The sequence below is a fragment of the Streptomyces cinnabarinus genome (assembly GCF_027270315.1).
In the GTDB taxonomy this organism is placed as follows: Bacteria; Actinomycetota; Actinomycetes; order Streptomycetales; family Streptomycetaceae; genus Streptomyces; species Streptomyces cinnabarinus.
Genome location: NZ_CP114413.1, coordinates 3085284 through 3104138, shown reverse-complemented (window position 1 = coordinate 3104138; position 18855 = coordinate 3085284). Strand labels below are relative to the sequence as shown.

Genomic DNA, 18855 nt, shown 5'->3' with positions numbered 1-18855 from the left:
TCCACCTCACAGCAGACCCGCCGCGGCCAGGAACTTTCCGACCCGCCCCACCTCGTCCTCGGAGAGCGGCACCTGGGGGTGGGCGGTGGCCGGGCAGTCGATGACGCCGCGCAGGTGCAGGGCCGCCTTGAAGGCGCCGAGCGCCGACGAACTGCCGCCCATCCGGGCCGGGTCCCCGGCCCGGACCATGCCGAACAGGGCGCACAGCCGCTCCTGTTCGGCCCGTGCCCGGTGCCGGTCACCGGCGCGGCTGAGCCGGTCCAGGCGGACGTAGCCGTGCGGGTCGACGTTGGCGAGTCCGGGCACCGCCCCGTCCGCGCCCAGCGCCAGGGCCGCGTCGACGAAGAGCTCGGAGCCGGTGAGCACGCTGAAGTCGGAGATGTCGGGGTGGGCGCGGGCGCCGGTGACGATCTCGCGGAAGGCGGCCAGATCGCCGCTGGAGTCCTTCAGCCCGGCCAGTACGCCCTCGGCGGCCAGTTGCAGGACCAGGTCGGCGGGGAGCTTGGTGTGCACCGCGGCCGGGATGTCGTAGGCGATGACGGGGACCGGGCTTCCGGCGGCGATCAGCCGGAAGTGGCGGGCGATCTCGGCGGGGTGGGTGGCCGCGTAGAACGGGGCGGTCGCCACCACCGCGTCCGCCCCGGCCGCCGTCACCCGGGCCACCTGGTCCAGCACCCGGGGCGTGGTCATGTCGATGACCCCGGCCAGCACCGGCAGCCGGCCGCGCACGTGCCGGACCACCGTCTCGACGACCAGCCTGCGCTGCCGGTCCGTCAGATATGCCGCCTCCGAGGTCGAGCCGAGCACGAACAGGCCCTGGACCCCGGCGTCCACCAGATGGTCGACCAGCCGGAGCAGGGAGTGGACGTCGATCTCGCGGTCCGGTGTCAGGGGCGTGCAGACGGGCGGGACGACACCGGTGAGCGGGTTCATGACGGCTCCCTTGCGGACTGTGCCAGGTCGTGGGTCGACCGGTCCTCCTCGACAGGATGGTGGCAGCGGTAGCGATGCCCCGGGCTGGACGCGTCGGAAAACTCCGGCATCACCTGTGCGCACAGCTCCGTCGCCTTCCAGCACCGGGTCCGGAAGGGGCAGCCACTGGGCGGCCGGACCGCCGACGGGACCGGCCCGACCAGCGGAATCGGGTCCACGGCGTGCAGCAGTCCGGGCGTGGCGGAGAACAGGGCGCGGGTGTACGGGTGACAGGAGCGGTCGGTCACCCGGTCGGCGGGGGTCTCCTCGACGATCCGGCCGAGGTACATGGTGATCACCCGGTCGCTCATCCGCCGTACCGTCTGGATGTCGTGCGAGACGAAGACCAGGGCCAGGCCCAGGCGCTCCTTGAGGTCCAGCAGGAGGTTGAGGATCTGGGCGCGGACCGAGACGTCCAGGGCGCTGGTCGGCTCGTCGGCGACCACCAGATCGGGGTCGAGGGCCAGGGCGCGGGCGATGGCGACGCGCTGCCGCTGACCGCCGGAGAGCTGGCCGGGCAGGGCGTCGGCGAGCGCCCGGGGCAGGCCGACCAGCGCCATCAACTCCCGTACCCGGTCCTCGCGTTCCCGCTTCCCGCCCTGCTCGTGGACGTCCATCGGGTCGCGCAGGATCCGCTGGACGGGCAGCCGGCGGTTCAGGGCCGTGGACGGGTCCTGGAAGATCATCCCGGTGGAGCGGCCCACCGTGGCGCGGCGCTCGGCGGGCTGCATGGCCCACAGGTCGCGGCCCCGGAAGCTTACCGTGCCGGACGCGGGCCGCTCCACCCCCACCAGCACCTTCGCCAGCGTCGACTTCCCGCACCCGGACTCGCCCACGACCCCGACCGTCTCACCGGGCGTCACGGCGAGGTCGGCGCCGCTGAGGGCGTACACGCGGTCCCGGGTGAACACCCCGCCGCTGCGGGCTTTGTGGACGACGTGGGTGTTCGTGAGTTCGACGATCGCGTTCATCTGAAGGGCTCCGTCGTGTTCGGGTCGGCTGTCGGGCGGCGGGTTGTGGGGGTGGGTGGGGTGTCCACGACCCCGACCGTCTCGCCGGGCGTCACGGCGAGGTCGGCGCCGCTGAGGGCGTACACGCGGTCCCGGGTGAACACCCCGCCGCTGCGGGCTTTGTGGACGACGTGGGTGTTCGTGAGTTCGACGATCGCGTTCACTGCGCGGCCTCCGTCGTCGCCGGTTCGACCGCCGGGTCATGGCAGGCGGCCGTGTGCGTGTGGGTGCCGGTCAGGTCCGGGCGGCTGGTCAGGCACCGTTCGGTCGCCCGGGGGCAGCGGTCGGCGAAGCGGCAGCCGGCGGGGAAGTCCGCGGGGGACGGCACGACGCCTCTGATCTGCGTCATCCGCTCGGCGGCGCCCTCCAGCGACAGCACGCTGCCGAGCAGGCCGCGCGTGTAGTGATGCGCCGGTGCCTCCACCAGCTCGGCGGTCACGCCGGTCTCGACGACCTGTCCGCCGTACATCACCACCACCCGGTCCGTGACCTCCGCGACCAGCGCCAGGTCGTGCGAGACCAGGATCAGCGCGAACCCCAGCTCCTCGCGCAGCCGCAGCAGCAACGCCATGATCTGCGCCTGCACGGTGACGTCGAGGGCGGTCGTCGGCTCGTCGGCGACGATCAGTCCCGGGTCCCGGGACAGGGCCATGGCGATCAGTACGCGCTGGCGCTGGCCGCCGGACAGTTCGTGCGGGTAACTGCGCAGGGTGCGCTCGGGGTCGAGGCCGACCAGGGTGAGCAGTTCCGCGGGGCCGCGTCGGCCGCCGCGCCGTACGACCTGCCTGAGCTGGGCGCGGATGGTCATCGCCGGATTCAGGGAGGACAGGGCGTCCTGGTAGACCATCGCCATCTCGTGGCCGAGCAGCTTGCGCCGGGCCCGCATCGGCTCGGCCAGCAGGTCCCGCTGGTGGAAGCGGACCTGGCCGCGCACCCGGGCGCCCTTGGGCTGGAGCCCCATGATCGTCAGCGCGGTCAGCGACTTGCCGCAGCCCGACTCGCCGACCAGGCCCAGCACTTCGCCGGGCCGCACCTCGAAGCTGATCCCGTCGACGATGTCCACGCCCCGGTGGCGGTCCGGGAAGCCGATGGCGAGGTTCTCCACGGCCAGCACCGGCTGGGCGTCCGTGGGCAGTGGGCGGGCCCGGGAGCGCAGTCTTCGCGCGGCCTCCGCCAGGCCGGGCAGGGCGACCACCTCGCCACCGCCGGGCTCCGGCGCCTGGAGCCGGTCCGCCTCCTCGGGGACCTCCACCTCGCGGGCCGCCGGAGCCGCCCAGGCGTCCGAGACACCCTCGGAGAGGATGTTCAGGGCGAGCACGGTGAACAGGATCACCAGGCCCGGGAAGACGGTCGCCCACCAACCCCCGGTCAGCACCATGTTCTTGCCGTCCGCGATGACACTGCCCCAGGACGGGTCGGGGGGCCGGACGCCCGCGCCGATGAAGGACAGCGACGCCTCGAAGACGATGGCCTCGGCGACCTGCACGGTGCAGAACACCAGGATCGGGGCGGCGCAGTTGACGGCCACATGACGCCAGACGATGTGCGGGGTGCGGGCGCCGATCACCCGTTCCGCGGTCACATAGTCCTCGCTGTACTGATCGAGCACGTTGGCCCGCACCACCCGGGCCACCGGCGGGGTGAACAGGAAGGCGATGGCGCAGATCAGGACGGTGATCCCGCCGCCGAACACGGCGACCAGGACGGCGGCAAGGGCGATGCCGGGGAACGCCATCACCACGTCGAGACAGCGCATCAGCGTCTCGTCGACCGCCTTGCGGGAGGTCGCCGCCACCGCCCCGATCAGCGCGCCCGCCACCAGGGCGAGCCCGGTCGCGCCGAGCCCGATCGCCAGCGACCAGCGGGCCCCGTACATCAGCCGGCTGAGGATGTCGCGGCCCAGGCTGTCCTGGCCCATCCAGTGCTCGGCGGAGGGGTGTCCGGTGCCGTCGACGGGGGGCTGCTGGTCCAGCGGATCGTGCGGGGCGAGCAGCGGCGCGAACACGGCGACGAGGACCACCAGGGCCAGGAAGCCGACGGCGAACTTCGACATCAGCGGCAGGCGGTGCCAGCCGCGCAGCCGGACGCCGGGGCGGGCGAGCCCCTTCGTGAGTTCCTTGCGGTTCATGATCATGCGGCCGAGTCCCTCAGTCGCGGGTTGACCAGCAGATACAGGATGTCGATCACCAGGTTGACGATGACGAAGCCGAACGCCGTGGTCAGCACCACGCCCTGGACGACCGCCGGGTCACCGTTCTTCACCGCGTCGATCATCAGCTTGCCCATGCCGGGCAGCGAGAAGATCGTCTCGATGACGACCGCGCCGCCCAGCAGATAGCCGACCCGGAGACCGAGCACGGTGAGCGGATTGACGAGGGCGTTCCTGAGCACGTTCCGGCCCACCACCACCCGCGGTGGCAGACCGCTGCCGATCGCGGTGCGGACGTAGTCCTTGTCCAGCTCCTCCACCATCGAGGTGCGCACGATCCGGGTCAGCTGGGCCGCCACCGGCAGCGAGAGGGCGAGCGCGGGCAGTGTCATCGTCTTCAGCCAGCCGGTGAAGGAGTCCGCCGGGTTGATGTAGCCGCCGGCCGGGAACCAGCCCAGCTCGACCGCCAGGTACTGGATCATCAGCAGCGCCAGCCAGAAGCCGGGCGCGGCCACCCCGGTCAGCGAGACCACCCGGATGATCTGGTCCGGGAGCCGGTCCCGGTACACGGCCGCGGTGAGCCCGCCGAGCAGCGACAGCACGACCGCGATGCCGAGCCCCAGGAAGGTGAGCTGCGTGGTCAGCGGCAGCGCGGTCAGCACCTGGTCGGCCACCTCGCCCCGGGTGAGCACGCTGGTGCCCAGGTCGCCGTGGAGCAGATCGCCGACGAAGGCGAAGTAGCGCACGGGCAGCGGGTCCAGCAGACCGTTCTCCTCGCGGAACTGGCGCAGTTGCTCGGCGGTGGGGTTGGCGCCCTGGAAGAACGCGGACGCCGGGTCGACGTCCGAGAAGCGCATCACCAGGAACACGAAGAGCACGATGCCGAGCGTCAGCGGCACCAGCAGGACGATCCGGCGCAGCAGGATCCGTACGACGGCCGTCATCCCGCTAGGCCCACTTCGCCTGGAGCAGGTTGATGCCGGGGTACGGCTGTGCCCTTATGCCGGTGAGCAGCCGGTCGTCCCAGGCGGTCATCAGCTCGTTGTGGACGACCGGGTAGAGCACGGCCTGCTCGGCGACGACGTCGACGTAGTCCTGGATCATCGCCTTCTTGCGGTCCGGGTCCGGCTCCCGGGTCGCCCGGTCCATGTCCTTGAAGAGCTGCCGTGCGACCGGATCGCCGGCCCAACGGGTGTACTGCATCCACAGGTTGGCGGGCCCGTAGTTGTAATGCATGATCAGGTCGGCGTCGAGGCCGAACTGGTTGGGGTTCGAGGCGGCGGCGACGACCTGGTAGTCCTGCTTCTGGTCCATCTTGGTGAAGACGGCCGTCGTCTCCTGCGGGGACAGCGTCGTGCGCACGCCGATCGCGTCCCAGGAGGCCTTGATCGTCGGCAGACAGTCCACGATCCAGCTGACGTTCACCGCCAGGATGTCGATCTTCAGCCCGCTGACCCCGGCCGCCTTCAGCAGCGCCTTCGCCCGGTCCGGGTCGTGGTCGTAGACCGTCCTGGCGCGCCGGTAGGCAGGGTTGGCCTCGTTCAGGAAGGAACTGGACGGGGTGCCGTGCCCCTTGAGGGCGACCTCGACCATCTTCTCGGTGTCGATGGCGTAGTGCAGCGCCTGCCGCACCCGTACGTCGTCGAAGGGCTTGTGCCCGGTGTTGAACATCAGGAACAGGTTGTTCATCCCGGCCCCGCCCGCCACCGTCAGCCCGCCGCTCTCCAGCTGCCCGATGTTGGCGTACGGGATGTTGTCGGAGATCTGCGCCCCGGCGCTCGCCCCCGAGATCCGGGCGACCCGCGGGGCCGCGTCCACGATCGTCAGCCAGTTCATCTTCTTGAAGGCGGCCCGGCGCGGCCCGTTGTAGCCGGCGTACGCCTCGAAGGTGGTGTTGGACTTCGGGTGGTGCGCGGTCTGCCGGTACGGGCCCGAGCCGATCGCGGTGCCCCTGATGGCGTCCTCCCAGCCGCCCGGCCGGGAGAACACGTGCCTGGGCATGACCTTGGCCAGGGTGAGCCGGGAAAGCCCGTCCGGGAAGGGGAACTTGAGCATCAGTTCGACCTCGCGGGGGCCGGTCCTGCGGACCTCCTTCAGCCAGGGCGCGAAGAAGCCCTTGGTGAGGGTCTGGGTCTTCGGATCGAGGATCCGGTCGAAGACGAACACCACGTCGTCGGCGGTGACCGGCTTGCCGTCGTGGAAGGTGGCGCCCTCCCGCAGCGCGAACCGCCAGGTCGTGGCGTTCGGGTCGGCCGGTACCTGGGTGGCGAGGGCCGCGTACGGCTCCCGGGAGATGGGGTCGGTGTCCAGCAGGCCCTCGTAGATGTGGTTGTTGGCGGCCATGCAGAAGGCCGACGCGGTCTGCGTCGGATCCCAGCTGCCGTCGTTGCCGTAGCCGATGACCGCGGTCAGCGTGCGGTTCGGGCCGCCCGCCCCGCCGCCGGTGTCGTTGGTGGACTCCGGCCCGGCCGAGCAGGCCGCCAGGGACGCGGAGACGGCGGCGGCCGCGCCCAGCGCGCCGGAGTGCTTCAGGAAGGCCCGGCGACCGAGCGCCGGCACGTCGTGGGTCACGTCGCGCACGGTTCCTCCAGAAGGAAGGGGTGGGGGGAGGGGATACGACGGAGAGGCGGAGAGGGGGAGAGAAAGAGGGGGAGATACGACGTCCTACGTCCTGACAGTCAGCCGCGACCATAGGAGGGGCGATGGGGGCGGTCAAGGCATCACACACGAATGGCCTATTCCGCCACAGGTCGGACCAATGGCGGTGCGAAAAGGCAGGAGTTGGACCTGCTTGTCACCGGAGGTGGGACGTGGGACGTCCGGGGCGCGTACGATGCCGCGCATGGCCGGGGAGACCGGGAACAGTCGCATACGCCGCGCGGTGGTCCAGCTGATCCTCGACCGCGGGCTCAGGCCCGGCGCGCCGCTGCCCACCGAGGCGGAGCTGATGGCGGACCTCAAAGTGAGCCGCAACTCCGTGCGCGAGGCGCTCAAGGCACTCCAGGCGCTGGACATCGTGGAGATCCGGCACGGCTACGGCACCTATGTCGGGCACGCCTCACTGACCCCGCTCGTCGACGGGCTGACCTTCCGCGCGCTCGCCCGGCACGACCGGGACACCGGGGCGCTCGCCGAGATCCTCCAGATCCGGGAGGTGCTGGAGGAGGGGCTGATCCGGCGGGTGGCGACGACGCTCACCGAGCCCGATCTTGACCGTCTTGAGAAGGTCGTCGACCGGATGGACGAGGCGGGCCGCGCGGGTCTTCCCTTCGACGAACTCGACCGTGAATTCCACGAGTTGCTCTACGCCTCGCTCGGCAACGCCCTGGTGCCGCAGCTCCTCGGCGCCTTCTGGACGGTCTTCCGCCGGGTCTCCGGCGCCCTCGGCCGCCCCGGCCAGCCCGCCCCGGACGTCACCGTCCGCCGCCACCGCGACATCGTGGACGCCCTGCGCGCCCGTGACATCGAGGGGGCGCAGCGGGCGATGGCGGTCCACTTCCACGGGATCGAGGCCCGGACCGCGCCGGACGCGTGAGGAGGGGGCGCCGACCCCTGTACGGCACCCCCTCTCCGGCCGTTCTGCTACGGCAGCGTCTTCTGGTACGACGTGTCCTCGTCGGAGTCGTAGACGAGGTTGCCGCCGGCGTCGTAGCCCTTGATCCGGGGGGCCGCGGTGACCTGTCGCTCCAGGACGCCGGAGGCGACGAACCAGCCGTGGTCCAGGTCGGCGCGGCTGGTCGTGGCGCCGTAGCTGACGGTGATCTTGGCGACCGAGGGGTCGAAGGTGCCGATCACACCCCAGCGGAAGGGCAGTTTCCAGTTGCCTCGGTCCAGGAAGGACTGCTGGTACAGCTTGCCGCCGTTGATGTCCGGCACGACCACGGGGGAGCCCGGATCGGGGGCGCCGCTGCTGATGTTCAGGCCCTGGGCCTCACCCTCGCGGATGTTGCAGATCAGCCGCGTGCTGTGCTCGTCGTCCTTCTTCACCGCGACGACGTACATGCCGTCACCGGGCGCGTTGGAGTCGCCGGTGCTGTTCATCGCCAGGATGATCCGGTAGCTGTCCGCCGGGCCGAGATCCGTGTCCCGCGGGCCGAGGCTGTGCTGCTCGTCGTAGGCGAGGCACTGGTCCAGCGCGTCCGCCGCCTGCTCGAACGTGATCCCGTCCAGGAGCTGACCCTCCGTCGCGGGGCGCGCGGGCCCCGACGGGGTCGGCGAGGGCGCCGGGGAGCGCGTGGCGCTGACCGACGGGGTCGGTGACGTGGCGGTGGTCGAGCCGCCGCCGTCGTTGCCGGTCACCGCGTACGCCCCCACCGGCAGCGCGGCCAGCGTCACCAGCACCGCCCCGGCCGCCGCCGCCCGGCGCCGTCGCTCGGCCACGCCCCGGCGGCGGATCTCCGGATACGGCGCGGGCGCCGGCCGGATCGTGTACGCGTCCTCGGCGAGCAGCTCACGCAGCCGCTCCTCCAGGTCCCGCTCCTGCTCCTCGTCACTCATCCATGGCTCCCCTCGTCGACGCATGGCTGTGCTCGGTCCCGCCCAACACCCGCGCGAGCCCCGGATGCGCGCGCAGCTTCGCCAGTCCCTTGGACGCCTGGCTCTTGACCGTGCCGGGCGAACAGCCGAGCGTGTCGGCGACCTCCGCCTCGGACAGGTCCTCCCAGTAGCGCAGGACCACCACCGCCCGCTGCCGGGGCGGCAGTTCGGCCAGCGCGGGCAGCAGCGCGCTGCGCGCGTCGGCCCAGGCGTACGCCTCGTCCCGGCCCGCCCGCTCCGGCGGCGCCGCGGTCAGCGCCTCGCGCACCCGCCGCTTGCGGAACCGGTCGCTGTTGCAGCTGACCAGCATCCGCCGGACGTACGCCTCCGGGTTGTCGCTGCGCGCCACCCGCCGCCAGGACCGGTACGCCTTCGCCAGCGCCGTCTGCGTCAGATCCTCCGCGTGGTGCGCGTCGCCCGTGAGCAGATAGGCGGTCCGCACGAGATGGGACCACCGCGCTCTGACGAACTCCTGGAACCGGTCTTCTGGTTCGACCTGCATCAAGCACCCTCCCTCGCCCTCCAGACCACCATCCGCACGGATTCGGTTGCCCGGCTGCCGAGACCGGGTTCGAATGACTCCATGACAGACGACGAAGAGTGGGACGAGGGAGCGTCCGGCGTACTCCGGCTCCCCTCGGGGCGCCTGGTCCGGGGCCGCGGCCTGCTCCGCCCGCATCCCGCGGACGGGCCTCTTCCGGCGTACGGCGTCTATCTCCTGGGGCGGCAACCGCCCTCGTTCCCCTGGGACTTCGACTGGATCCGCTGGCCCGACTTCCGGCTCCCGGCCGACCGCGAGCGGGCCCGCGACGTGCTGGCCGAAGCCTGGCAACGGGCCGCCGACCAGCGCGTCGAGGTCGCCTGCGGCGGCGGACGCGGCCGCACGGGGACGGCGCTGGCCTGTCTCGCGGTCCTGGACGGGGTGCCGGCCGAGGAGGCCGTCGCGTACGTCCGCCGCCACTACGACCGTCGCGCGGTGGAGACGCCGTGGCAGCGGCGGTACGTGCGACGGTTCAGCTGAGGGTCTCGGCCAGCACCCTCGCCGTCTTGGCGACCAGGGCGTTGTCCCAGGCCGCGTTCTGCTCGGGCTTGGTGGTCAGCACGGACAGGACGATCGGGGCGCCGGTCTCGGTCCAGGCGACGCCGACGTCGTTGGCGGTGCCGTAGGAGCCGGAGCCGGTCTTGTCGCCCAGTGTCCAGGCCGGGGGCAGGCCCGCGCGGAAGCGGGCGGCGGAGGTGGTGTTGCGCAGCAGCCACTCGGTGAGCAGCTCGCGGTCCCGGGGGTTCAGGGCGTCGCCGAGGACCAGCCGGGCGTAGGTACGGCCGATCGCGGCGGGGCTGGTGGTGTCCGTGACCCGCCAGGGCTCGGCGGTGTTGAGCTCCGGCTCCCAGCGGTCCAGGCGGGTGACCCGGTCGCCGAGGGAGCGGGCGAAGCGGGTGATCGCGGTGGGGCCGCCGAGTTCGCGCAGCAGGAGGTTGCCCGCGGTGTTGTCGCTGTGGGTGATGGCCAGCTCCGCGAGCGCGGCGACCGTCATCCCGTCCGACAGATGCTCCCGGATGACGTCCGGGACCGGTGCCACCAGGTCCGCCTCGGTGTAGTGCAGCCGGCTGTTCAGCACCTCGCCGTCGCGGTCAAGGTCGCGCAGGACGGCGGCGGCCGCGAGCGTCTTGAACAGGGAGCACATCGGGAAGAGCTCGTCGGCGCGGTGGCGGACGGTCCGCCGGGTGGCGAGGTTGTGGGCGAACACGCCCAGCCGGCCGCCGTGTTCCTCCTCCAGGGCGCGCAGTCGTGCGGTGGCGCCGGTGCGGTCGGCGGCGGCGGCCGGGGTGGCGGTCACGGCCAGGGCGGCGGCGGTCGCTAAGACGGTGCGGCGGCTCGGGGTGAAGCTCACGGGCTGGGTCTCCTTTGGTCGTACTGCGGCAGAACGATCTCTTCAGTTACCGACGCGCGTCCTCATACCTTGGTTGCCGCGCCGTAGACCATCGGCCGACAGACGCCCCCACCGCCCGCTCGCCACAGTTGGGGCATGGAGAACACCGAGCAGGGGATCAGCAGGGCGCGTTTCCTGACCGGGGCCGCGGCCCTCGGCGCCGCCGGTGTCGCGGGGGCGCTGCTCCCGGCGGGCGCCGCGGGGGCCACCGGGGGCGGCCGCCGTGGGCTGCGGCACCGGGGCGTCGTCTACACCGTCGGCGCGGGGGAGACCCCGGGCACCGCCTTCAGCAAGGCACGGATGCGCGCCGACCTCACCGCGATCCGGGACGAGCTGCACGCCGACACCGTGGACGTCACCGGCGACGGGGTCGAGCGTCTCAACTCCACCGCCACCGAGGCCGCCGAGCGTGGACTGCGGGTCTGGCTCCAGCCGACCCTCGGCGACGCCCCCGAGCGGGACATCCTCGACCACATCGCCCAGACCGGCCGCCACGCCGAGCACCTGCGCCGCCAGGGCGCGAGTGTCGACTTCAGCGTGGGCTGCGAGTTCTGGCTGTTCGTGCCGGGGATCGTGCCGGGCGACAACGTCATGGAGCGGATCGAGAACCTCCTGAACGGCACCGTCGACTGGGAGAGGATGCAGCGCCGCCTGGACCGCTTCACCGCCAGAGCCGCCGCCGTCGGCCGGTCCGTCTTCCACGGCCGCCTGAGCTACGCCGCCGCCCAGGAGGACAAGGTCGACTGGAACCTGTTCGACATCGTCGGCATCGACTACTACTCCGCCCACGCCGACCCGGCGGACCACGTCCGCGAGCTGAGGACCTATCAGCGCTTCGGCAAGCCGCTCGCCATCACCGAGTTCGGCACCTGTACCTATCTCGGCGCGCCCGAGGCGGGCGGCATGGGCTGGGACATCGTCGACTACGACAAGAACCCGCCGGAGATCAAGGGGGACCTGATCCGCAGCGAACGCACCCAGGCCGACCACCTGACCGGCCTGGTCGACGTCTTCGAATCGATGGGGCTGTACGCGGCCATGGCGTTCGAGTTCGTCACGGCGGACGCCCCGCACCGCCCCGACAGCCCCCGCCACGACCTGGACCTGGCGAGCTACGGCATCACCAAGGCGATCAAGGACCGCCCCGACGACCCCCGTTCGGACTGGCACTGGGAGCCGAAGGAGGCGTACCACGCCCTGGCCCGCCGATACGGCTGCGCCAGGTCCGGGCGCCCTCACTCGCAGTAGACGTCCTTCTCAGGCCGCTCACCCGTCGCCAGGAACCGGGAGACCAGCCGGTCGCCGCACTTGGTGCCGTTGGCGAGATAGGCGTCGTGGCCCGTGGCGTCGTTGACCACCATGACCGCCCGATCGCCGAGCGCCGCACGCAGCTTCCGGGCGCCGCTGAGCGGGGTGGCGGGGTCGCGCTCGTTCTGGACGAGCAGGATGTTGGACGGACCCCGGTCGGTGATCCTCACCGGCGCCTCCTTCGGCGGGAAGGGCCAGGCCGCGCACAGCATCGCGTTGCGCGGCATGCCCGCCGTCAGCGGGTACTCGGCCCGGCTCTCGGTGACGTCCTTCTGGTACACGGCGGCGTCCCTCGGCCAGGCGGAGTCGTTGCAGATGGTCCCGGCACCGACGCCGACGTAGTTCTGGAGCACCTCCTCGGGCGGGGACGGCGGCGCGGGCGGCACCGTGCCCTGCTCCACGGACCGGATCAGCCGGGCGAGGCCGGGGAAGGAGTCCGGGTCGTACATGGCCGAGAGCATCTCCTGGCGCAGCTCGTTGCCGTTCAGCACGGGTGGGTTGGCGCCGGGCCGGGGCAGCGGCTCGCGGTCGAGGCGGGCGGCGAGGTCCAGGAACCGCGCGCGGACCTCCTGCGGCGTACGGGCCACCCGGTCCGGGTTGCCGGGCCGGGACGCCCACTTGGCGAACTCCGCGAAGACGTCCTCGGTGCCCTGCTCGAACGCGGCCAGCCAGGCGCGCACCACCCGGACGTGGTCGGGGTTGTTGTTGCTGTCCAGCACGATCCGGTCGGTGCGGTGCGGGAACAGCTGGGAGTAGACGGCGCCGACATACGTGCCGTACGACACCCCCCACGCCGACAGCTTCCGCTCGCCGAGCGCGGCCCGGACGCTGTCGATGTCACGGGCCTCGTTGGCGGTGCTGAGGTGCTTGATCAGCTCGCCGCCGTTCTCGGCGCAGGCGTCGGACATGCGCCGCGCGGCGGCCATGTTCCGGGTGATCGAGCCGTCCTCGGCGGGCCAGGGCCGCAGGGTGCTGGCGGCGAGGTCGCCGGTCTCCACGCCGCAGGAGACGGCGGTGGAAGGGGCCATCCCGCGCGGGGCGAACCCGATCAGGTCGTAGGCCTCCCGCACCTTCCGGGGCAGGTCCTGCCCCTTGCCCGAGGGGTCGCCGAGGCTGTCGCCGCCGGGGCCGCCGGGGATCATCAGCAGGGCGCCCCGGCGTGCGGCGGGATTCTCGCTGGGGATACGGGAGATGGCGATGTCGATCTTCGGGCCGTCGGGCTCGGAGTAGTCCATCGGCACGGAGACCGTCGCGCACTGCTGCCGTTCGTCGAGCCCTTCGCCCTCGCACTTGCTCCACTTCAGACCCTCGGCCCGGCCGTCACTGTCGGACGCACCGGCGGGCAGGGCGAGACCGAGGACGACACCGGTCGCGGCGATCAGGGCGGCACTTCTCGTGAGCTGCTTCATGCACAGCAGCCTCGCGGATCATGACGCTCCGTCACATCCGGGTAACGGCCCTATGTTCCAGGGGGATTACCCCCATCCTCCGACTGGGGGTGACCCCTCCGGGTCACAGGTTCAGCCGGGCCACAGGTTCAGCCGGGTCACAGATTCAGCCGGGTCACAGGTTCAGCGTCATCACCAGCCGGTCCTCGCCGGGCCCGAAGTAGTCCCGGCTCACCCCCTCCTCGGAGGAGAACCCGATCGACCGGTACAGCATGATCGCGGCGGCGTTCGTCGGCTCGACCGTCAGCCGGACCTCGCGTACGCGCTCGGTGCGCAGCCGGCGCAGCACCTCCAGCATCAGCCGCCGGCCCAGCCCCCGGCCCCGCTGGTCCCGGGTGACGCCCAGGCTCATGATCCAGCACTGGCGGCCGTCCGAGCCGGCCGGGAAGAGCACATAGCCGTGCAGCCGCTCGCCGTCGTCCAGGACCAGCAGCCGGTCGCCATGGACGTCGTACAACTGGCGCAGTACGAAGTAGGGGTAGGGCTCCTCGGGGAACGCCTCGCGGTCGACGCGGACGAGTTCGGGCAGATCGGCCTCGGTGACGCCTCTCATCGTCAGCGGCCGGTCGAGGAACGCCCGGTCGTGGAGGTAGGTGTGACCGGTGCGGCCACCGTGTGAAGGGAAACGTTCCTCTGGAAGTGCCGCCATACCGCCCCCCTGCGGGTCCGGGTCAATTGCGCGTTGACACCCGTACGGGTGGTACGAGTGGGACGCGAAGTGTCTGCCTTTCGGGTGTGTTCGGCAGAGTTCCGACCATCTTGAGCGGGACAATCCGGCCGTTCAAGGCCGGATCAGGTCGCGAGAATCCATTGCGTCCGTGCGCCCCCGATGCGCCCCTTCGGAGCTCCTGTTTTGTCAGGGGGGATCCATCGCGCCCCCGGCGTTGGTACCTTTGGTGAATGACCTTGAGATCCTCGGGGGATGCCCAGTTGAATGCGGACGTCACCTGGGCAGCATTCGACCCGATCGCCTACGTAGATCATAATTACCGCGACTTACAGGCAGAGGACGCGGAGATCCTGTCCATCATCAGGGATCATTTCGGCGATCATTTCCCGAGGCGTGGCGGCCGTCCGGTCACGGGCATCGACGTCGGGGCCGGCGCGAACCTCTACCCCGCACTCGCGATGCTGCCCTGGTGCGACGAGATCACCCTTTTCGAGCACTCCTCCGCCAATGTCCGCTATCTGAGGTCCCAGGTCGCCGCCTACGACGGCAACTGGGACCAGTTCTGGCGTGTGCTGTGCAAGAACGAGGCCTACGGCGCCCTGGACATGGACCCGCGGGCCCGGTTCCGTGACGTCGTCGGCGTCGAGGCGGGCAACCTCTTCGACCTCGTCCAGCACGAGGGCCGCTGGTCGATGGGGACCATGTTCTTCGTCGCCGAGTCGATGACCTCCTCGCACACGGAGTTCGACCGGGGCGTGGAGTGCTTCCTGCGGGCCCTGGCCCCGGGCGCGCCCTTCGCCGCGGCCTTCATGGAGCATTCCAAGGGTTATCACGCGGGTGAGCAATTCTTCCCGGCCTGCGATGTGGGGATCGACGAGGTCTCCGCGAGCCTTTCGCGATTCACCCGCGACTTCAGGACCGTGCGTCTGAAATCCTCCGCCGCCGTGCGTGACGGGTATTCCGGAATGATCGTCGCCTACGGCAGGCGGAATTCGGATTCCCGTATTCCGCCGCTGGGCTGACAACACAAGAGGGATTTTTCCTCAATCGATGGCAGTGCGGCCTGTGTGAGGGGCATGGGATGCAGATCAAGCCACGCCAGCATCTGCTGGACATCTGGCAGGCGATGGGGCGTCACTCGTTCGAGGGCGGCGGGTGGAACTGGGGCCAATGGGGCGGCGAGAGCAGTGTCGCCGACGCGGAGCGGCTGCTCTGCCTGCTCTATCCGGCGACCGAGATTCCCGCCTTCCGGCTGGACGATCCGGACACCACCCAGGACGACGTCCAGCAAGTGCTGAAGAAGGCCGGCGGACGGCTGGACATTCCGGCCAACCTCGTCACGGCCGCCGCCGAGTTCATGCGCGCCCATACCGGTGAGGACAAGCGCCCCACCTTCGCGGGGGGCTACTACTTCGGCTCCCGCGACCAGACCAAGGAACTCACCGAGGAGCAGCGCCAGGTCGACGTCGTCGACTCCTTCTCGATGTCCATCACCCTGTGCCTGGCCACCCTCGGCTTCCTCAAGGTCTACGAGAACAAGACCCGGCGCACGGACATCCGCGAGACCATCGCCGAGCTGCGCTCCGCCACCAGCACCCGGCTCACCGCGGCCATGGTCGGCCTGCTGCGTTCCTTCACCGTCAACGTCTTCGACACCGAGGCCCCCCAGGGCCAGACCCTCTCCGAACTCCTCGGCCAGGGACGGCTGTCGCAGCGGCAGGTGCTGAAGAAGTTCCAGGACCGCTTCCGGCCGCTGCGGGCCGCGATCGTCGAGAGCCTCCAGCTCGGTATCGACGTCCAGGAGGGCCTGAAGGACGAGAGCCAGCTCTTCGAGTGCGGCTGGGCCTGGTCCCTGGTCAAGGACGCCCCCGAGGTCGAGACCGACGACCCCGTCGGACCGCAGCCCGAGGGCGTCGCCAACCCGGTGCCGTACCTGTACTTCACCGTGGTCGCCCTCGACGGCATCCAGGACCTGTTCTCCGACCGCACCCTCACCCTGGGCCTGCTCAACTCCGAACAGCAGAAGCTCGCCGAGGCGCTGCGCCTGCGCTGGGAACTGACCCAGCAGTACTGGTCCCGCATCGCCCGCTTCGACGCCGAGCGCTGGCCCCTGGAGGACATCCCCTGGCGCACCACCGGACAGCGCCTGGAATCCGAGTACTTCTCCCTCTCCGTCGCGGCCATCCTCGTGCACGACCTGATGCGCCGCCGGGCCACCGACGACGACCTCAACCGCACGGTCACCGTCATGGAGCGGCTCGCCGAACGCGGCCGTATCACCAGCCGGATGACGATGGACGACCCCATGGTCCACACCCTGCACAACGTGGGTGTCGCGCTGCCCCTCCAGGGCAGTGAGCGGATCGGGCCGCCGATGACCTGGTCCATGACCGACTTCTCCGCGCAGCTGCTGAAGCGGACCGTCCAACTGTGCACGCTCTCCCGCAACCTGGCCTCGCACGACCGGCTGCTCGGGCTCGCCGAGTCCATCTTCGACCACATGTGGCGCCGCCGGATCCGCGAGGGCGAAGGCGCCGGACTGTGGGACAACGTCCACGCCGCCTACCCCGAGGCCGACATCACCAAGCGGCGCGTACCGGTCTCCTGGAGCATCACCGAGCGGGTCACCGAGGTGATGGTGCAGGCCCACCAGATGTACCAGCAGCCGCCGATCCGCAGCCTCGAACTGATCGAGCTGGCCAAGGCGTTGCTCTCCGAGGCCGCCCATCTCCTCGGCAACGAACAGATGGAACCCGCGCCCAAGGACGACGGTCGGCACGGCATGACGCTGCGCAACATCGAGGTCAAACTGCGCCGCGCCCGCGCCCTGGTGGACGAACAGCCCGGCACCTCCTACTCGCTCGCCCTCGACGTCCTCGGACAGCTCGACGCCCTCGGCCGGGCGCGCGAGGCAGCGGCGCAGGGAGTGTGACCCCGTGCTGATCTTCGCGGCCTCCGACAAGGGAGGCACGGGCCGTTCCGTCACCAGCGCCAACCTGGCCTATCACCGCTCGCTGGCCGGGGACGACGTCTGCTATCTGGACTTCGACTTCGGCTCGCCCACCGCCACCGCCGTCTTCGACGTGCCCGACGCCCGCCAGGCCGCCGAGGACCGCGGGCTGCACTCCTACCTCATCGGCGAGGTCGGCGAGCCGGTCCGGGTCGACGTCTGGTCGGACACCGAGCACCGCGTGCTGCGCAACCGGCCGCCCGGCTCCGGCCGGCTGGTGCTGATGCCCGGCGACCTCAGCGGCGGCGAGTTCGCCACCGACGACGACAACCTCCGCCGCTGCGTGGACCTGCTGCTGCGGCTCAACTCCGAGTTCGACCTGATCATCGTCGACCTCAGCGCGGGCCGCTCCTACGCCGTCGACATGGTGCTGGAGGCCACCTCGCTGCCCGAGATGCGCGGCGTGGACGCCCGCTGGCTGATCTTCCACCGCTGGACCCGGCAGCATGTGGCCGCCGCCGCGGGGCTGGTCTTCGGCAAGCGCGGGATCGTCGCCGGCGGAGTCGCCCGCGGCCACGACGAGGACGCCCTGCGCGGCGCGATCCGCTTCGTCCGGGCCGCCGTACCCGACCCCAAGTCCCAGCTGTGGTCGCAGGTCTCAGCCACCCAGTCGGCGTGGATGCGCGAGTGCGACCGCGATCTGAAGCAGCTCGCCTCCTCCCACGGCATCGGCTACAGCCAGGTCCTGGGCGCCGTGCCGCTGGAACCGGTGCTCCAGTGGCGGGAGCAGCTGATCACCGACGAGGACGTGCTCGACAGCCAGATCGCCAACATGGAGACCTGGCAGGCGCTCAGCGACCTGGCCGGCCGGCTCACCGATGACAAGTACTGGGAGCAGGCATGAGCGAGGCCGTCTTCCGGGAGACCAGCGCCGAGCCACGCACCCAGTCGGTGCCGCTGTCCCATCTCTCGCTGGAGCTGGGCCACCTCTACATGGAGGACTTCGAGGACGGGCCCAAGCGGCTCGGCGAGCACTTCGCCGAGGTGCGGATCTGGGTGGAGGCCGCCCGTGCCTCCGCCGCCCGGCGCGCGGGCCCGGGACGGACCCGGATCAGCACCTGCTTCCTCGTCGACGACTACTTCAGCCGTTTCTCCACCCCGGCCGAACTCGTGCCCCTGATCCTGAAGGAGGCCGAGGAGGCCGGGCTCACCATCGACTACCTGGCCCGCGAGTCCGGCTGCGCCGTCGCCGACCGGATCGAGCTCGCCGAGTCCGTCATGCACCGTCTCGTGGAGTCCCCGCCGCCCGGCTCCTACGGCTCCCGCCCACCCGTCAGCCGCACCGGCTGGCTCGCCAACGGCCAGCGCAGCCCCGGCCGGGGCGCCGCGCTCTCCGAGGTCACCGCCTGGCAGCCGCCCCAGGAGACCGCCGCCCGCAACCACTCCGTCTTCATGGACGTCGAGCTGTGGACCGACAAGGACGGCCGGCGCCTGTGGTCCTGCCCCTTCCTGGCCGCCGTATGGCAGTTGGCCCGGCTCGGTCTGCTGCGCCACCTCGGCGAACCCGTGCTCACCGCGAAGCCCTGGGACGGCGACGGCTTCCCGCACGACTGGGACCGGCTGCCGCCGCTGCTCCAGCTCAACCCGGACGCCGACCCGTTCAGCGCGTACCGCACCTGCACCCTGATGCCCAACCGCTTCCTCGCCGTCGAGGACGCCGTACGGCTGATCCTGGACCAGATAGACGTGGACACCGACGCCCTGGAGCAGATCGACCGGCGCTCCCGCGGCGAGCGGGTCGAGGTCCCCGCCGTGGTCGCCCAGCGCGCCTCCTACGTCTTCTACGAGGAGCCCGCCGAGCCGCCCGCCGAAGGGAGTTGA

The 18855-nt window shown here is 71.1% G+C and carries 17 protein-coding genes and 1 pseudogene; 7 read left to right on the top strand and 11 right to left on the bottom strand.

Annotation, left to right across the window (positions count from 1 at the left end):
• Nucleotides 1-6 precede the first annotated feature (6 nt).
• The 6 genes and pseudogenes from STRCI_RS14000 to STRCI_RS13975 all read right to left on the bottom strand — a co-directional run bounded on the left by STRCI_RS14000 (nucleotide 7) and on the right by STRCI_RS13975 (nucleotide 6711).
• Nucleotides 7-933: a dihydrodipicolinate synthase family protein gene (locus STRCI_RS14000; RefSeq protein ID WP_269659264.1), complete on the bottom strand. Its 927-nt coding sequence runs from the start codon at nucleotides 931-933 to the stop codon at nucleotides 7-9.
• On the bottom strand, nucleotides 930-1943 hold the full coding sequence (locus tag STRCI_RS13995) for an oligopeptide/dipeptide ABC transporter ATP-binding protein (RefSeq protein WP_269659263.1): 1014 nt from the start codon (nucleotides 1941-1943) through the stop codon (nucleotides 930-932). The genes STRCI_RS14000 and STRCI_RS13995 overlap by 4 nt, the downstream gene beginning before the upstream one ends.
• 65 nt (nucleotides 1944-2008) lie before the next feature.
• A pseudogene (locus tag STRCI_RS13990) lies at nucleotides 2009-2146 on the bottom strand (peptide ABC transporter ATP-binding protein); the annotation flags it as partial.
• On the bottom strand, nucleotides 2143-4116 hold the full coding sequence (locus STRCI_RS13985) for a dipeptide/oligopeptide/nickel ABC transporter permease/ATP-binding protein (protein ID WP_269659262.1): 1974 nt from the start codon (nucleotides 4114-4116) through the stop codon (nucleotides 2143-2145). The gene STRCI_RS13985 and the pseudogene STRCI_RS13990, both read right to left, overlap by 4 nt.
• Nucleotides 4113-5075, bottom strand: coding sequence for an ABC transporter permease (locus tag STRCI_RS13980; RefSeq protein WP_269659261.1), 963 nt, complete (start codon nucleotides 5073-5075; stop codon nucleotides 4113-4115). The genes STRCI_RS13985 and STRCI_RS13980 overlap by 4 nt, the downstream gene beginning before the upstream one ends.
• A gap of 4 nt (nucleotides 5076-5079) precedes the next feature.
• Nucleotides 5080-6711, bottom strand: coding sequence for an ABC transporter substrate-binding protein (locus STRCI_RS13975; protein ID WP_269659260.1), 1632 nt, complete (start codon nucleotides 6709-6711; stop codon nucleotides 5080-5082).
• A gap of 253 nt (nucleotides 6712-6964) precedes the next feature.
• Here STRCI_RS13975 and STRCI_RS13970 point away from each other — a divergent pair, with 253 nt between their 5' ends.
• Nucleotides 6965-7666 (top strand): FadR/GntR family transcriptional regulator, encoded by a 702-nt coding sequence (locus STRCI_RS13970; RefSeq protein ID WP_269659259.1) that lies wholly within the window; start codon nucleotides 6965-6967, stop codon nucleotides 7664-7666.
• Nucleotides 7667-7713: 47 nt separating this feature from the next.
• On the opposite strand, the gene STRCI_RS13965 is transcribed toward STRCI_RS13970, so the two are convergent.
• Both STRCI_RS13965 and STRCI_RS13960 read right to left on the bottom strand, forming a co-directional pair.
• A complete protein-coding gene (locus tag STRCI_RS13965; RefSeq protein ID WP_269659258.1) occupies nucleotides 7714-8628 on the bottom strand; it encodes a hypothetical protein in 915 nt (304 codons plus the stop codon).
• Complete coding sequence (locus tag STRCI_RS13960; RefSeq protein ID WP_269659257.1) at nucleotides 8621-9169, bottom strand: SigE family RNA polymerase sigma factor; 549 nt, start codon at nucleotides 9167-9169, stop codon at nucleotides 8621-8623. Before STRCI_RS13960 ends, STRCI_RS13965 begins: the two co-directional genes overlap by 8 nt.
• Nucleotides 9170-9250: 81 nt before the next feature.
• Between STRCI_RS13960 and STRCI_RS13955 the strand changes: the two genes are divergently transcribed.
• Complete coding sequence (locus STRCI_RS13955) at nucleotides 9251-9688, top strand: protein-tyrosine phosphatase family protein (protein WP_269659256.1); 438 nt, start codon at nucleotides 9251-9253, stop codon at nucleotides 9686-9688.
• Here STRCI_RS13955 and bla read toward each other — a convergent pair.
• Nucleotides 9681-10559 carry a class A beta-lactamase gene (gene bla / locus STRCI_RS13950; RefSeq protein WP_269659255.1) on the bottom strand — a complete coding sequence of 293 codons (879 nt, stop codon included), beginning with the start codon at nucleotides 10557-10559 and terminating at the stop codon, nucleotides 9681-9683. The two genes, STRCI_RS13955 and bla, sit on opposite strands and share 8 nt — an antisense overlap.
• A 135-nt stretch (nucleotides 10560-10694) precedes the next feature.
• Here bla and STRCI_RS13945 point away from each other — a divergent pair, with 135 nt between their 5' ends.
• Entirely contained in the window at nucleotides 10695-11846 is a 1152-nt protein-coding gene (locus STRCI_RS13945) for an abortive phage infection protein (protein WP_269659254.1), read from the top strand.
• Here the strand turns inward: STRCI_RS13945 and STRCI_RS13940 are convergent.
• On the bottom strand, nucleotides 11834-13315 hold the full coding sequence (locus tag STRCI_RS13940) for an alpha/beta hydrolase (protein WP_269659253.1): 1482 nt from the start codon (nucleotides 13313-13315) through the stop codon (nucleotides 11834-11836). The two genes, STRCI_RS13945 and STRCI_RS13940, sit on opposite strands and share 13 nt — an antisense overlap.
• A gap of 154 nt (nucleotides 13316-13469) precedes the next feature.
• On the bottom strand, nucleotides 13470-14003 hold the full coding sequence (locus STRCI_RS13935; protein WP_269659252.1) for a GNAT family N-acetyltransferase: 534 nt from the start codon (nucleotides 14001-14003) through the stop codon (nucleotides 13470-13472).
• Between the two features lie 251 nt (nucleotides 14004-14254).
• Between STRCI_RS13935 and STRCI_RS13930 the strand changes: the two genes are divergently transcribed.
• The 4 genes from STRCI_RS13930 to STRCI_RS13915 are packed head-to-tail and all read left to right on the top strand — an operon-like array spanning nucleotide 14255 to nucleotide 18855.
• On the top strand, nucleotides 14255-15046 hold the full coding sequence (locus STRCI_RS13930; protein WP_269659251.1) for an SCO2525 family SAM-dependent methyltransferase: 792 nt from the start codon (nucleotides 14255-14257) through the stop codon (nucleotides 15044-15046).
• Nucleotides 15047-15105: 59 nt separating this feature from the next.
• Entirely contained in the window at nucleotides 15106-16956 is a 1851-nt protein-coding gene (locus tag STRCI_RS13925; protein WP_269659249.1) for an SCO2524 family protein, read from the top strand.
• A 4-nt stretch (nucleotides 16957-16960) separates the two neighbouring features.
• Nucleotides 16961-17878 carry an SCO2523 family variant P-loop protein gene (locus STRCI_RS13920; protein ID WP_269659248.1) on the top strand — a complete coding sequence of 306 codons (918 nt, stop codon included), beginning with the start codon at nucleotides 16961-16963 and terminating at the stop codon, nucleotides 17876-17878.
• Entirely contained in the window at nucleotides 17875-18855 is a 981-nt protein-coding gene (locus STRCI_RS13915) for an SCO2522 family protein (RefSeq protein WP_269659247.1), read from the top strand. Before STRCI_RS13920 ends, STRCI_RS13915 begins: the two co-directional genes overlap by 4 nt.